The sequence below is a fragment of the Aeromicrobium sp. 10G20-16 genome, assembly GCF_055809665.1.
The window spans coordinates 1,729,086-1,742,778 of record NZ_CM147919.1; the positions used below are offsets into that span (position 1 = coordinate 1,729,086).

Below are 13,693 nucleotides of genomic sequence, written 5' to 3' on the forward strand. Positions count from 1 at the left end.
GGGTGCCTTTTGTCCAATCCGGGCCGCGGGGAATTCGTCGGTAACAATCTTTCGCGTTTCATCGGCGCAACCGGCGCAGTCCGCTTATGCTCAACTCGCCTCCAGCGTTGGGGACACTCACTTCTCTCGCCTCGGAGCGCCATGAACTCCCGCCGCCCTGCCCGCCTGCACACCTCCCTCGGCCGCCTCGCCGTCGCCGGAGCCGCCACCCTCGCCACCGTGCTGGCCACCGCGCCCGTGGCGCTCGCCGCCGACGGCGACCTCGCACCCGAGTCGCCGTCGTCCGATGCCACTCCCGAGGCGCCCAGCCCGTCCGGCTCGACCGACTCCACCCCCGAGCCCCCGAGCGACGAGTCGCCCGAGCCGGCGCCGGTCGCCGACCCGCCCGCCGAGGACGACGACACCACCGCCCCCGAGACGACGCCGCCCGCCGAGCTGCCCAAGCCCTCGCTGGTGCGGACCCTGACCGCGAAGGTCGAAGCCGCCGCGCCGGACTACGTCGACCAGCAGTTCGTCATCACCGCACACATCGCGGGCGGCGCGGACGTGGTCGCCGGCACCACGACCGTCGGCACCACCTTCACGATCGTCGTCACCGACGCGGACGGCAACCCGACCACGACGTCGTGCACCACCACGGCCGTCGACGCGGACAGCACCGACTCGGAGTGCCGCTTCGACGACGGCGCCGGTGGCACGACCACGACCTTCGACCTCCCGGCAGGATCGAGCGCGCAGGTCACCATCGCGAGCGTTCCCGACGGTCTCGAGATCTCCGGCCTCACCGGCATCGGCCTGACGCCGAAGGTGGCCGCGGAAGCTCTCGGCGATCCGTACTCCCTGTCCTTCGACATCTACGGCACCCAGCCGACCGGCCAGGGCTTCAGCACCAGCACGCCGCAGGACGAGCCGCTGGTGATCGACCTGGCCGATCACGTCCAGAGCGTGAACCCGAACCCCACGTTCGCCCTCGGTTCGGACTTCGACCCCGACACGGCGCCCGACCACGGCACCTACCAGCTGACCGGCGACGGCCAGCAGATCACCTACACCCCCGACGAGGGCTACGTCGGGGGCGACGAGTTCACGTACTCGGTCACCGACGGCAACGGCACGGCGTTCGTCACCGTCCAGGTCAACGTGGGCCAGCAGATCCTCCAGCCGAACTTCGGCAGCCAGAAGTACCGCATCGGGGTCCAGATCGCGAGTGGTGCGTACGTGCCGGCCGGCACCACCACGGTCGGCAGCACGTTCTCGATCGTGACCACCGACGAGGACGGCCAGACGGTGTCCACCACCACCTGCACGACCGCCCCCACGTCCGTGCCCCTGCCCGGGCCGTCGAACGGCGAGTCCGGGTGCGGCGACACCTTGTTCGGCTTCGACGAGGCCCAACCGGGCGAGACGGTGACCATCACGCAGACGAGCGCGCCCGACAACCTGCTGCCGTCCCCGACGCCGGTCGTGATCCCCCCGTGCGACGCGGCCGACTGCACCTTCCAGACCGCCAGCTTCGTCGACGCCGGTTCGATCCTGCCGGAGACCACGAACGACCAGGCGTCCACCGACGCGAACACGCCGGTCGACATCGACGTGCTGGGCAACGACGACAGCGACGACCCGAACACCTCGCTGTCCGTGGACTCCCAGCCCGGTCACGGCACCGCCGAGGTCATCGGCTCTCCCGCTCCGACCTCCGGCCCGATCGACGAGGGCCCCCTCGACGGTGGCCCGATCGACGAGGGCCCCCTCGCGTTCGCACGGGCGACCACGCCCGTGCTGGCGGCGGTGGCCGGCGGCGGCACCCTCGCGATCCGCTACACGCCGGACCGCGGATTCAGCGGCGTCGACACCTTCACCTACGCGGTGTCCAACTCCAACGGGTCGACCACCGGCCAGGTCAGCGTCACCGTGCGCGGCGGTCAGGTCGTCGACAGCGGGTCGGGCGGTTCGACAGGCGGCACCGAGACCAACGGCACGCTGCCCGACACCGGTGGCCCACAGGCCTCGCTCCTCGGACTCGGTGCGCTGCTCGTGGCCGCCGGCACCGCGCTGACCGCTCGGCGTCGCAAGGGATCCGTCGTCGGTGACTGACGGCGAGACCACGTCGTTCAGCATCTGGCACGTGCGGGCCGTCGATGCCGACGGCTCTGCCCGGTGGGCTGCGGTGGTGCAGTCCGGGCGGCACCCCGACGGCACCGACCTGGTGCTGCCGGAGGCCGAGGCGCTCGAGCACGTGGCCGACACGTCCGGAGGCCTGGGAGCGGTGGGCTACGCCCGCTTCGACGAGACCGGCCGGGTCGTCCGCCTGGAGGTCACCGAGGTCGCTGCCCCGAAGGCTCCGCCGCTGTGGTTCGTCGAGGTCACCGAGCCCGCGTCGCAGCCTCCCGCCACGACGCTGGTGGCCTTCACCGGCCACGACGTGGAAGCCGGCTCGCTGCTGTCGCAGAGCGAGATGCGCAGGGCCGGCGCGTCCAGCGCGGACCAGCTGGCCGCGTTCCGCTGGTACCCGCACTCCGGCTTCGGCGACCAGGTCTACGTGTCACCGCAGTGGCGGCGGCGCACGATCGGCACCGGCATCCTCGCCGCAGCCGGCACGTTGACGTTCGCGCGCGGCTGGCCCCGGCTCTGGGGCGACGGCCAACGGACGGCCGAGGGCGACCGCATGCGCGACGCCAGCCGGTGGGCACACATGTCCCACGACCTCACCCACCTGATGCCACCGATGACACCGGACGACGAGCGCTGACCGTCGGCGCGTGGATCGAGGGTCTCAGCGACTGTTCTCAGCGACTGTTCTCAACGACGGGGGCGACGAGCCCAGACCGTGACCTGCTGACCCGCGAACGGGACGGGAAGGTTCTGCACCTGGTGGGCGGTGATCAGCTCGGCCTGCAGCTCGGCGACCTTGGACTGCAGCGCCGCCACCTGGTTCTCCAGCTCGATGACGCGCTTGACGCCCTCGAGGCCGAGCCCCTCGGCGGTCAGCCGTGCGACGGTGCGGAGCAGCTCGACGTCGCGCAGCGAGTAGCGACGTCCTCCGCCACCGGTGCGTCCGGCCTCGACCAGGCCGAGCCGGTCGTAGGTGCGCAGCGTCTGCGGGTGCAGGCCCGACAGCTCGGCGGCCACGCTGATGACGAAGACCTTCGCCTCCGGTCCCGGCGGGACGAATGGGGGTTGGGTCATGTCAGCTCACCGCCTCGTCCGTCACCAGTCCACCACGCGGATCGGCCTCACCGCGAGCGGCGCGCAGGGCCTCGACCGCAGCACGCTGCTCGTCGCTGAGCTCGGTCGGCACCTGCACCTCGACGGTGACCAGCAGGTCTCCCCGGGTGCCGTCGCGGCGCGTGCCGCCCTTGCCGCGCGCTCGAAGTGTGCGGCCGCTGGGCGTGCCGGGGGCGATGCGGATGCGCACCGGCGGCCCGTCGAGCGTGGGCACCGAGATCTCGGCGCCCAGCACGGCCTCGTCGTAGGCCACCGGGACGGTGATGGTGAGGTGGTCGCCCTTGCGACCGAACATCTTGTGGCTGCCGACGTGCACCACGACGAACAGGTCGCCGGCCGGGCCGCCGGCCACACCCGGGTCGCCCTTGCCCTTGAGGCGGATGCGCTGACCGTCCTTGACGCCGGGCGGCACCTTGACCGAGATGGTCCGACTCGACGGAGCCCGACCCGAGCCACGGCACGTCGTGCACGGGTGCTCCACGACCAGACCGCGCCCGCGGCACTGGTCGCACGGCTCGGTCATGGCGAACACACCGCCGGAAGCGCCGGTCTGCATGCCGCTGCCCTGGCACTTGGTGCACACCTGCGGCACCGTTCCGGGCCTGGCGCCGGTGCCGTGACACGTGGGGCACGGCTCGTCACTGGTCAGCCGCAGCGGGAGGGTGACGCCACCGACGGCCTGGTCGAAGGTGATCGTGGCCTCGGTCTCGAGGTCGTCTCCTCGACGCGCGGGCGAAGGGCGCTGACGCGAGCGGCCGCGCCCGCCGCCGAACATGCCGCCGAGCAGGTCGCTGAGGTCGAAGTCGGCCGGCCCGCCGCCTCCGCCGGGCGGCGGGAAGCCGCCGCCCTGGAACCCGCCCTTGAACTGGCCGAACAGCGTGCGCTGCTCGTCGTACTCCTTGCGCTTGTCGGCCGACGACAGCACCGAGTACGCCTCGGAGACCTCCTTGAAGCGCTCCTCGGCGGCCTTGTTGCCGGGGTGGGAGTCGGGGTGGTTGTCGCGCGCCAGCTTGCGGTACGCCTTCTTGATCTCGGCCGCCGACGCGTCCTTCTTGACGCCCAAGGTCTTGTAGAAGTCCTTGGAGGCCCAGTCACTGCTGGCCATGCTCACCCCTCCTCTCACTCACCGGTTCGGCTCCTCACTCGTTCTCGTCATCCCCGTCGGCCGGTTCCTCCGGCGCGTCAGCAGCTTCGGGAGCCGGATCGACGACCCCGACGGTGGCGGCGCGGAGCACGCGATCGCCCACCCGGTAGCCGGTCCGCAGCACCTGGTCGATCGTGGTGACCTCGACGTCGGCGGACTCCCCGGCGTGGAACACCGCTTCGTGCAGCGACGGGTCGAACGCCTCGCCCTTGGCGCCGAAGGCCTCGAGCTTGTGCTTGGTCACCGCCGCCTGCAGCGCATCGGCGACGGACTTGAACCCGCCCTCGAGCTCGCCGTGCTCGGCAGCCCGACCGATGTCGTCGAGCACCGTGAGCAACGACTGCAGCACGGCGATCTCGCCCTGCCCGCGCACCAGCTCACGGTCCCGGTCGACGCGTCGCTTGTAGTTGACGTACTCGGCCTGGGTGCGCTGCAGGTCGAGCGTGCGCTCGGCCAGCTGGTCCTCCAGCGACGGCTCGGCCGGGGCGGCCTCCCCGGCCGGCTGAGCTTCCTCAGCCGGCTCGGGGGCGACCTCCTCCGGACCTGCGTCCTCGGGGGGCGTCTGGTCGGACTCGCTCACTTGGAGTCGTCCTCGACCGTGGGCTCGTCGTCGACGATCTCGGCCTCGACGACGTCCTCGTCGTCGGCCGCGTCACCGGCATCACCCGTGGGAGCGTCGCCAGCGGCCTGCTGCTCGGCGGCCGCTGCGGCGTACATCGCCTCGCCCATCTTCTGGCTCGACTCGCCCAGCTTGGTCACCGCAGCCTGCACGGCGTCGGCGTCCTCGCCCTTGAGCGCCTCGTTCAGCGCGTCGAGATCGGCCTGCACCTCGGTCTTGGTGGCGTCGTCGATCTTGTCGCCGTTCTCGCCCAGGAACTTCTCGGTGGAGTGCGCGAGGGTCTCGGCCTGGTTGCGGGTCTCGACGGCCTCGCGGCGCTTGCGATCCTCCTCGGCGTACTCCTCGGCGTCCTTGACCATCTTGTCGATGTCGTCCTTGGACAGCGCCGAGCCGCCGGTGATGGTCATCGACTGCTCCTTGCCGGTGCCGCGGTCCTTGGCCGAGACGTTGACGATGCCGTTGGCGTCGATGTCGAAGGTGACCTCGATCTGCGGCACGCCGCGCGGCGCCGGGGGAAGGCCGGTGAGCTCGAAGGTGGCCAGCAGCTGGTTGCCCGAGGCCATCTCGCGCTCGCCCTGGTACACCTGGATCGCCACGGACGGCTGGTTGTCGTCGGCGGTGGTGAACACCTCGGACTTCTTGGTCGGGATCGTGGTGTTGCGCTCGATCAGCTTGGTCATGACGCCGCCCTTGGTCTCGATGCCGAGGCTCAGCGGGGTGACGTCGAGCAGCAGCACGTCCTTGACCTCACCCTTGAGCACGCCGGCCTGCAGGCTCGCGCCCACGGCGACGACCTCGTCGGGGTTGACGCCCTTGTTGGGCTCCTTGCCGCCGGTCAGGCCCTTGACGACCTCGGTGACGGCGGGCATGCGGGTGGAGCCGCCAACCATGACGACGTGGTCGATCTGGTCGACCTTGATGCCGGCGTCCTTGATGACGTTGTTGAACGGCGCCTTGGTGCGCTCGAGCAGGTCGGAGGTGATCTTCTCGAACTCCGAACGGGTCAACGTCTCGTCGAGGAAGACCGGGTTGCCGTCCTGCACCGTGATGTAGGGCAGGTTGATCGACGTGCTCGACGAGCTGGACAGCTCGATCTTGGCGCGCTCGGCGGCCTCGCGGATGCGGGGCATGGCCATCTTGTCCTTGGTGAGGTCGACACCGTTGCTGGCCTTGAACTTGGTGACCAGCCAGTCGACGATCTTCTCGTCCCAGTCGTCACCACCGAGGTGGTTGTCACCGCTGGTGGCCTTGACCTCGATGACGCCCTCGCCGATCTCGAGCAGGGACACGTCGAACGTGCCGCCGCCGAGGTCGAACACCAGGATCGTCTGGTCGTCGCCCTTGTCCAGGCCGTAGGCCAGTGCGGCCGCGGTGGGCTCGTTGACGATGCGGCTGACGTTCAGGCCCGCGATCTCGCCGGCCTCCTTGGTGGCCTGGCGCTGGTGGTCGTTGAAGTACGCCGGCACGGTGATGACCGCGTCGGTGACCGACTCGCCCAGGTAGGCCTCGGCGTCGCGCTTCAGCTTCTGCAGGATGAATGCGGAGATCTGCTGGGGGTTGAACGTCTTGCCGTCGATCTCGGTGGTCCAGTCGGTGCCCATGTGGCGCTTGACCGAGCGGATCGTGCGGTCGACGTTGGTGACGCCTTGGCGCTTGGCGACCTCGCCGGCCAGCACCTCGCCGTCCTTGGCGAAGGCCACGACCGACGGGGTGGTGCGGGCGCCTTCGGCGTTGGCGATGACGGTGGGTTCTCCACCCTCGAGAACGGCGACGACCGAGTTGGTGGTGCCGAGATCAATTCCGACCGCACGGGCCATGATGATTCCTCCTGCTGTTGGTGGTTCTGGATGCGTGAGAGTGCGAGCTGCACAAAGTTTACGAAGTCAGATCAACTGACTTGAGTCAGACCTTATCAATCTTGCTCATGCCTGTATCAACGGCCTCGGCGTCACGGTTGTTCCCACCCGTCGACTACGATTTCGACATGTTCCGACGTCCGCTGGTCATGGCGCTGGGCGTGGTCATGACACTCGCGCTCGCGGCCTGCAGCGGCGACGACCGCACCGGCCCGGTGGCCACCCCCCAGCCGTCGTCGTCGGCCTCCGCCGAGCCCTCGTCGTCACCGACTCCCGGCACGCTCGTCGGCAGCGACGCCTTCGCGGTGACCCTGCCGGAGGGCTGGACCGAGCAGACCGACGACGGCGGCGTGGCGCTGCTGGCGATCTCCGACCAGACCATCGGCGGATACCCCCAGAACGTCAACGTCGTCGAGGACCCCACCGTGGCCCAGACCGCTCCCGGACAGCTGGAGGGCGACAGGTCCGCGGCCATCACGGCGGCAGGCGGCTCGAGCATCACGCCCCAGGGCGCCTACGAGGTCGACGGCGACCAGGGCGTCCGGACCACGTATCGCCAGGTCGTGCAGGGGTTCGACGTGTTCTCGGACGAGATCACGGTGGCCCATGGCGACACCGGCTTCGTCATCACCTTCTCGTTCGCCGCGGCCACGCCCACGGCCGAGCGCGAGGCAGCCGTCACCCAGGTGATGGACAGCTGGACCTGGGCCTCCTAGTCAGGTCGGGTCGACAGGCGGCAGCAGTGGTCTAGGCCACCTGGTGGACGCCACACCCTGCGTCGTCCGCAGCGCAGGACGCACAGCGCACGAACTGGCTGACGCACGCCACGTCGGCGCAGTCGACGACGTCGTTGGTGGGCTCCCCGCAGACGTCGCAGCGCCCGATCACGGCCGCGTGGTCGGAGAAGTCCATCGTCATGCGGTCGTCGAACACGTACAGCGATCCCTCCCACAGGCCGTCGTCGCCGTACGCCTCGCCATACGTCGCGATGCCGCCGTCGAGCTGGTAGACCTCGGCGAACCCTCGGTCGCGCATCAACGGGGTGAGGATCTCGCAGCGGATGCCGCCGGTGCAGTAGGTGACGACCGGGCGATCCTTGAGGTGGTCGTAGGCGCCGCTGTCGAGCAGCTCGACGAACTCGCGCGTCGTGTCCACCGGGGGCACCACCGCGCCTCGAAACCGTCCGATGGCCGACTCGATGCGGTTGCGCCCGTCGAAGAACACCACGTCCTCGCGTGCCACGAGCTCGTGCAGCTGCTGCGGATCCAGATGGGTGCCGCCGCCCGCCACCCGGTCACCGTCGACGCGCACGGCATCGGGAGCTCCGAAGGTGACCAGCTCGGGTCGCACCTTGACGGTCAGCCGCGGGAAGTCCGCCGACGTGCCGTCGTCGAGCGCCCGACCCTCGCTCCACTTGAACGTGGTGCCACGAAACGGGCCGTACGTCTTGGTCGCCCGGACGTACTTCTTCAGCTCGATGACGTCGCCACCCAGCGTGCCGTTGATGCCGTGCGGAGCGACGATGATGCGACCCCGAAGTCCCAGCGACTCGCACAGGGTGTGCTGCCACAGCCGGACCGCCTCGGGGTCGGGCAGCTCGGCGAACGCGTAGTAGAGGAGGACCTTGGGGGTGGCCACGAGGCGATTCTAGGGGCCGATACCGTTCGGCCATGTCCACGATCCGCCGCTGCGCTGCGGCCGCTGTCACCGCGTGCGTCCTGACCGTCACGCTGACCGGCTGTTCCGGCGGTTCGGAGTCATCGTCGCCGAGCACGTCGGGCAGTTCGTCGAGCAGTTCTTCCGTCGCCTCGACCGGAGACACCATCTCCGGACAGGGCTTCAGCTTCAGCGCGCCCGACGGCTGGGAGGAGGGCGACACCTCCCAGTTCCCCTCGGTCAACGTGCTCGCCATCGCCGTGGCGTCCGAGGACCGCGACGGCTTCGCCGACAACCTGAACGTCGTCGAGGACCCGACCATCGTCGATGTCGACCCCGACCGGCTGGAGCGCGGCCTCACGTCGACCCTGAGGAACATCGCCTCCGACGTGCGGATCGCCGAGCCGGTCGACGTCGGCGGCGAGCGGGCACTCGTGGTCCTGGCCTCCTACCCGAAGTACCGGACGGTCCAGCACGTCGTCGAGCACGACGGCACGGGCTACGTGATCAGCTACAGCTTCAGCCCCGACGTCGCAGTCGACGACCAGACGGGCCTCGCGGCGTCGGTCGCGGCCAGCTGGCGGTGGGCGTCCTGATTCGTCGGTGAGGCTCTCCGCACCCGCCGCCGACCACGGGAGCGATACCGTCGAGACGTGACCGAGCTGCACGATCTCGACGCCCACGACCAGGCGGCAGCACTGCGCGCCGGCGAGGTCTCCTCGGTCGAGCTGGTGCAGCACCACCTGGACCGCATCGACGCACGCGCCGACCTCGGCGCCTTCGTCACCGTCACCCACGAGCGGGCGCTCGCGGCAGCAGCAGCCGCCGACCACCGCCTCGCGGCCGGCGACCCCGCGCCGTTCCTCGGGGTCCCCACGGCGTTCAAGGACCTGACCGCCACGGCCGGCGTGCCGACCTCGATGGGGTCCGCCCTCATGCGCGGCCACGTTCCGGACGTCGACGCCCACGTGGTCACCCTGGTCGAGCGGGCCGGCTTCATCAGCCTGGGCAAGACCAACACCCCGGAGTTCGGCCTCTCGTCCTACACCGACAACGACGTGGTCGGGCCCGCGCGCACACCGTGGGACACCACCCGCACGGCCGGCGGGTCCAGCGGAGGTGCCGCCGCCGCCGTGGGTGCGCGCCTGCTGCCGGTCGCACCGGGCAGTGACGGCGGAGGCTCGATCCGCATCCCCGCCAGCGCGTGCGGCGTCGTCGGGCTCAAGCCGAGCCGCGGCCGCGTCAGCTGGGGACCGGACGGCAACGACTGGAGCGGCTTGGCCGTCAACGGACCGATCGCCCGCACCGTGCGCGACGCCGCCGCGCTGCTCGACGCGATGGCCGTGCCCATGCCGGGCGACATCCGCCCCCTGCCGGCGCCTTCGGTGCCGTTCACCTCCTGGGTGGGGCGCGACCCCGGTCGCCTGCGGATCGCCCGATGGTCCGGCACGCACCTGCCGTTCGCCGAGCCGTCGCCGGAGGCCGTCGCCGCGTGGGAGGCGGCGAGCCGCCTGCTGGAGTCGCTCGGTCACGAGGTCGTCGACGTCCCCAACCCGTTCCCGCGCGAGCTCGAGACGCAGTTCAACGTCATCTGGCCCAGCGGCGTGGCCGCCGCACCACTCTCACCCGAGGCCGAGGCGCAGCTGCGACCCAACACGCGCTACTGGCGCCAGCGCGGCCTCGAGTCGTCGGCGGTCGACCTCGTTCGCGCGCTGTCGTACCTGGAGTCGGCGACCCGCGAGGTCGTCAGCGGGATCGGCGACTTCGATGCCATGCTCACACCGACGCTGGCGCTGCCGCCCCCGCCGGTGGAGTGGTTCAACGAGTCCGGCGACCCCGCGGAGGACCACCGTCGCGAGCTGTTGTTCACGCCCTACACGGGCCTGTACAACATGAGCGGCCAACCGGCCGCGTCGCTGCCGCTGCACTGGACCGACGACGCGCGACCCCTGCCGATCGGGGTCATGCTCGCCACCCACCCCGGGCGCGACGACCTGTTGGTCGCGTTGTGCGCCCAGGTCGAATCAGCTGCCGACGTCGACCGGCCCGCCTAGCGGACCTTGCCGCGCGACGGCGAGTACGTCGTCAGCTGTGCGTATCCGTCGCGCTGGCCGATCACCCGCACCTTGATGCGGTGACCCTTGTCCTTCTTGGTCAGCTTGTACAGCTCTTCGTCGCGCCGGAGATCGCCTTGCCGTCGCGATACCAGAGGTGCTGGTACCGCGAGGCGGACGGAGTCCAGGTGCCGCGCGACACCCGCAGCGTGCGCCCCACCTTGGTCGTCCCGGTGATCTTCGGGGTGGACGCGACGAACCGGCCGTAGTCGATCCGGACCGGCGCCGAGGTGCGGGTGATCTTCTGCCCTCCCGGCAGGGTGCCGGTGAGCTCGAGGATCGCGGTGTCGCCGCGGCGTGACGCCGCGGCCGTGTAGGTCGAAGCACGCGACACCGGGTCGCAGTCGGCACGCCACAGGTAGGTGAAGGTGGTGCCGGCGGGCCAGCCGAGCGGCTGGACGAACGCCGGTCGTCCGACCATGGCCCGCACGCTGTAGTTGCGGGTCAGGATGCGCATCGGCACCGAGTAGGTCGTGATCGACACCACGGCCGGGCCACCCACGCTCGACGACGTGACGTCGACCCCGATGGCACCCGACGGCGAGTTCCACGACTGGCCCGTCCCGATGGAACCGTCGTCGACAGGGCCGCCCTCGCGAGGAATGAGCAGCTGGGTGTGGTCCGCCGTCGCCTCGCTCACCGTGACGCCCGGGGTGAAGCGGTAATCGTCGACGTCGCCGGAGAGGATCAATCCGCCATAGACGGCGCCCGCGTCCCGATCGGCGCTGCCGCCGGCGCGGTTCTCGACCCAGAACTCGTCGCCGGTGACGGGGTCGGTGATCCGCAGGCCGCGAAGCCCCGACGACGATCCCCGAGGCTGCAGCGTGCGGGTCGTCGTGGCCACCCGGTCAGAGGTCTCGTGCGCGATCGAGTCGATCTCACCGGGCTGGGTGATGCCGAGCTCGTCGCGATACACCGAGTCCAGGGCGGTCGGCTCGTTGCCGGCCACCCCGAAGCCCATGACGCTGAAGATGTCGAAGTACTCGTCGACCGGACGAGTGGAGCAGGACTGGGCGTTGGCATGTCCGAGGCTGAAGTTGTGCCCCAGCTCGTGCACCGCGGTCGCGTCGACGTAGTCGGTGTCCCACAGCACCGTGGACAGACCGCCGTCGTCGATCGAGTCGCCAACCGTGCCGATGCCGAGGGTCGACGACGGGACCGATGCGCATCCCGAACCGGAGATGATCATGATCAGGTGGTTCGGTGAGCCCGGCTGGAAGTCGACACCGGGGAACAGCGCCGCCCCGGCCGTCCATGCACCGAAGGGATCGTCCATGCGGCACAGACTGGTCTTGGACAGCTCGGCCGGTTCGGCGCTGGGCAACGTCGCCGTGCCATCGACCGTGAACGACGCGATCGCACCGTCGGACTCGGTCACCCACTCGCTGAGGACACGGTCCTCCAGACGGGTCTTCACCGTCGCCTCGGTGGGCAGCGCACCGGTCTTGGGGACCAGCACCACGTAGGCGCGATGGGCGAGCCCGCCGGACGCAGCGGCTGCCGGCGCCGTCTGGACGGTGGCCTCGGACAGCTGTCCGTCGGCCGAGCCGGTGTCGACGACCTCGGCCTCGATGTCACCGTTGGCTGCGCTCAGCGGCAGCTCCTCGGCGACCTCGATCGGCACGGTGTCGCCGTCGTCGGTGACGATCGAGTAGGCCAGCTCCGACGTGGGCACGCCGACGCGATCGAGGCGGTCGACGTACGCCATCTGGAGCGTGCCCTCCACCCGCGTGGTCGAGGCGCGGGCCAGGGCGGGGTCGTCATAGCTGACGGAGTCGCCGGACTCGGTGACGGTCGGATCACCGGCCGCCACGGCCGGCGCGGGGTTCGCACTGAGCAGGGCCGCGGCCACGAACGCGGCTGCGGAGGCCGCGACGACCCGGCGCTTCACACCGAGCTCCGGTCCGTCATGACGATGGGGTCGCCCTCAGTGATGGCGATGGTGTGCTCGACGTGGGCGCCGCGCGAACCGTCGGCGCTGCGGATGGTCCAGCCGTCCGGATCCATGACGATCTCGTCGGTGGTGTGCAGGAACCACGGCTCGATCGCGATGACGAGGCCCGGCTTGAGCGGGAAGCCGCGGCCGGGACGACCGTCGTTGGGGATGTGCGGATCGCCGTGCATGGTGCGGCCGACGCCGTGGCCACCGAACTGGGTGTTGATCTTCAGCCCGTGCGAACGCCCGACGGCGCCGATGGCGGCCGAGATGTCACCGACCTTGTTGCCGGCGCGCGCCACGGCGATGGCGGCATCGAGCGCCTCCTGCGCCTGGTCGACGAGGCGCAGGTCCTCTTCTCGGGGCGTGCCGACGGCGATGGTGACGGCCGAGTCGCACACCCAGCCGTCGACCGAGACCGCGAAGTCGAGGCTCAGCAGGTCGCCGTCCCTGAGCTTGTAGCGGTGCGGCAGCCCGTGCAGCACCGCGTCGTTGACAGAGGTGCAGATGACCTTGCCGAACGGCATGGCGCCGAACGACGGGTGGTAGTCGATGTAGCACGACTCCGCGCCGCGGTCCTTGATCATCTGGTGGGCCAGGGCGTCGAGGTCGAGCAGGTCGACGCCGACGTCAGCGGCCTCGGAGCACGCCGTGAGCACCTCGGCCACGAACCGGCCGGCCGGCCGCATCTCGTCGAGCTGGGTGGGGGTGAGCAGCTCGATCATCGGCGGACTCCTGTCGATGTGGTGAGGGTGGCGCGAGCGGCCAGCAGGCTGGTCGCCATCGCGGCGATTCCGAGAGCAGCGGTGAGGTCGCTGCTGAAGACTCCGCCGCCCGCGCCGAAGGCGGACGAGGCGACCAGCGCGCCACCGAGCAGGGCGAGGGCAGCCATGACGTGGTGCGGGACGGCGCGCGTCGGCACGGTGCTCCACCGCTGGTAGAAGGTCCCCGCCACCACGGCTGCGGCAGCAATCACCGCCACACGGAGCGCGGCACGACCGGCACCGTCGACGGTGGTCGACAGATCGACCGCGAACACGGCCGCGACGAACACGCTGCCGAGGAACGGAACCAGGACCCAGACGGGTCGCAGTGGGAACGGGGAAGACACCGGCTCAGGGTACGCGGTGTGGACCGAGATGA

13 protein-coding genes are annotated in these 13,693 nt (G+C 70.5%); 5 read left to right on the forward strand and 8 right to left on the reverse strand.

The features are described 5' to 3' along the window. The first annotated feature begins 141 nt into the window (after positions 1–141). Together AC0L5F_RS08675 and AC0L5F_RS08680 are read left to right on the forward strand one after the other, a co-directional pair. Positions 142–2,094 (forward strand): Ig-like domain-containing protein, encoded by a 1,953-nt coding sequence (locus tag AC0L5F_RS08675; RefSeq protein ID WP_473312923.1) that lies wholly within the window; start codon positions 142–144, stop codon positions 2,092–2,094. Beyond that, positions 2,087–2,749, forward strand: a complete 663-nt coding sequence (locus AC0L5F_RS08680) for a hypothetical protein (protein WP_473312924.1) — start codon at positions 2,087–2,089, stop codon at positions 2,747–2,749. Before AC0L5F_RS08675 ends, AC0L5F_RS08680 begins: the two co-directional genes overlap by 8 nt. Before the next feature lie 50 nt (positions 2,750–2,799). On the opposite strand, the gene AC0L5F_RS08685 is transcribed toward AC0L5F_RS08680, so the two are convergent. From AC0L5F_RS08685 to dnaK, 4 genes are read right to left on the reverse strand one after another with little or no spacing between them, the layout of a single operon-like run. Further along, entirely contained in the window at positions 2,800–3,186 is a 387-nt protein-coding gene (locus tag AC0L5F_RS08685; protein ID WP_473312925.1) for a heat shock protein transcriptional repressor HspR, read from the reverse strand. Position 3,187: 1 nt separating this feature from the next. After that, a complete protein-coding gene (gene dnaJ, locus AC0L5F_RS08690) occupies positions 3,188–4,330 on the reverse strand; it encodes a molecular chaperone DnaJ (protein WP_473312926.1) in 1,143 nt (380 codons plus the stop codon). A 34-nt stretch (positions 4,331–4,364) separates the two neighbouring features. Continuing rightward, entirely contained in the window at positions 4,365–4,949 is a 585-nt protein-coding gene (gene grpE, locus AC0L5F_RS08695; protein ID WP_473312927.1) for a nucleotide exchange factor GrpE, read from the reverse strand. Continuing rightward, the gene (gene dnaK, locus AC0L5F_RS08700) at positions 4,946–6,805 is read right to left on the reverse strand and encodes a molecular chaperone DnaK (RefSeq protein WP_473312928.1); all 1,860 of its coding nucleotides are present in this window, start codon (positions 6,803–6,805) and stop codon (positions 4,946–4,948) included. Before dnaK ends, grpE begins: the two co-directional genes overlap by 4 nt. 167 nt (positions 6,806–6,972) lie before the next feature. Between dnaK and AC0L5F_RS08705 the strand changes: the two genes are divergently transcribed. Then, positions 6,973–7,560 (forward strand): hypothetical protein, encoded by a 588-nt coding sequence (locus tag AC0L5F_RS08705; RefSeq protein ID WP_473312929.1) that lies wholly within the window; start codon positions 6,973–6,975, stop codon positions 7,558–7,560. A gap of 31 nt (positions 7,561–7,591) precedes the next feature. Here AC0L5F_RS08705 and trhO read toward each other — a convergent pair whose 3' ends face one another. Next, positions 7,592–8,482 (reverse strand): oxygen-dependent tRNA uridine(34) hydroxylase TrhO, encoded by an 891-nt coding sequence (gene trhO / locus AC0L5F_RS08710; RefSeq protein WP_473312930.1) that lies wholly within the window; start codon positions 8,480–8,482, stop codon positions 7,592–7,594. A gap of 32 nt (positions 8,483–8,514) precedes the next feature. Between trhO and AC0L5F_RS08715 the strand changes: the two genes are divergently transcribed. Together AC0L5F_RS08715 and AC0L5F_RS08720 are read left to right on the forward strand one after the other, a co-directional pair. After that, positions 8,515–9,096 carry a hypothetical protein gene (locus tag AC0L5F_RS08715; RefSeq protein WP_473312931.1) on the forward strand — a complete coding sequence of 194 codons (582 nt, stop codon included), beginning with the start codon at positions 8,515–8,517 and terminating at the stop codon, positions 9,094–9,096. 57 nt (positions 9,097–9,153) lie between these two features. Further along, on the forward strand, positions 9,154–10,554 hold the full coding sequence (locus AC0L5F_RS08720; protein WP_473312932.1) for an amidase: 1,401 nt from the start codon (positions 9,154–9,156) through the stop codon (positions 10,552–10,554). Positions 10,555–10,654: 100 nt separating this feature from the next. On the opposite strand, the gene AC0L5F_RS08725 is transcribed toward AC0L5F_RS08720, so the two are convergent. The 3 genes from AC0L5F_RS08725 to AC0L5F_RS08735 are packed head-to-tail and all read right to left on the reverse strand — an operon-like array spanning position 10,655 to position 13,661. After that, positions 10,655–12,505, reverse strand: a complete 1,851-nt coding sequence (locus AC0L5F_RS08725; RefSeq protein ID WP_473312933.1) for a M12A family metallopeptidase — start codon at positions 12,503–12,505, stop codon at positions 10,655–10,657. Then, positions 12,502–13,275, reverse strand: a complete 774-nt coding sequence (gene map, locus AC0L5F_RS08730) for a type I methionyl aminopeptidase (protein ID WP_473312934.1) — start codon at positions 13,273–13,275, stop codon at positions 12,502–12,504. Before map ends, AC0L5F_RS08725 begins: the two co-directional genes overlap by 4 nt. Then, positions 13,272–13,661, reverse strand: coding sequence for a hypothetical protein (locus tag AC0L5F_RS08735; protein WP_473312936.1), 390 nt, complete (start codon positions 13,659–13,661; stop codon positions 13,272–13,274). The genes map and AC0L5F_RS08735 overlap by 4 nt, the downstream gene beginning before the upstream one ends. Positions 13,662–13,693 lie beyond the last annotated feature (32 nt).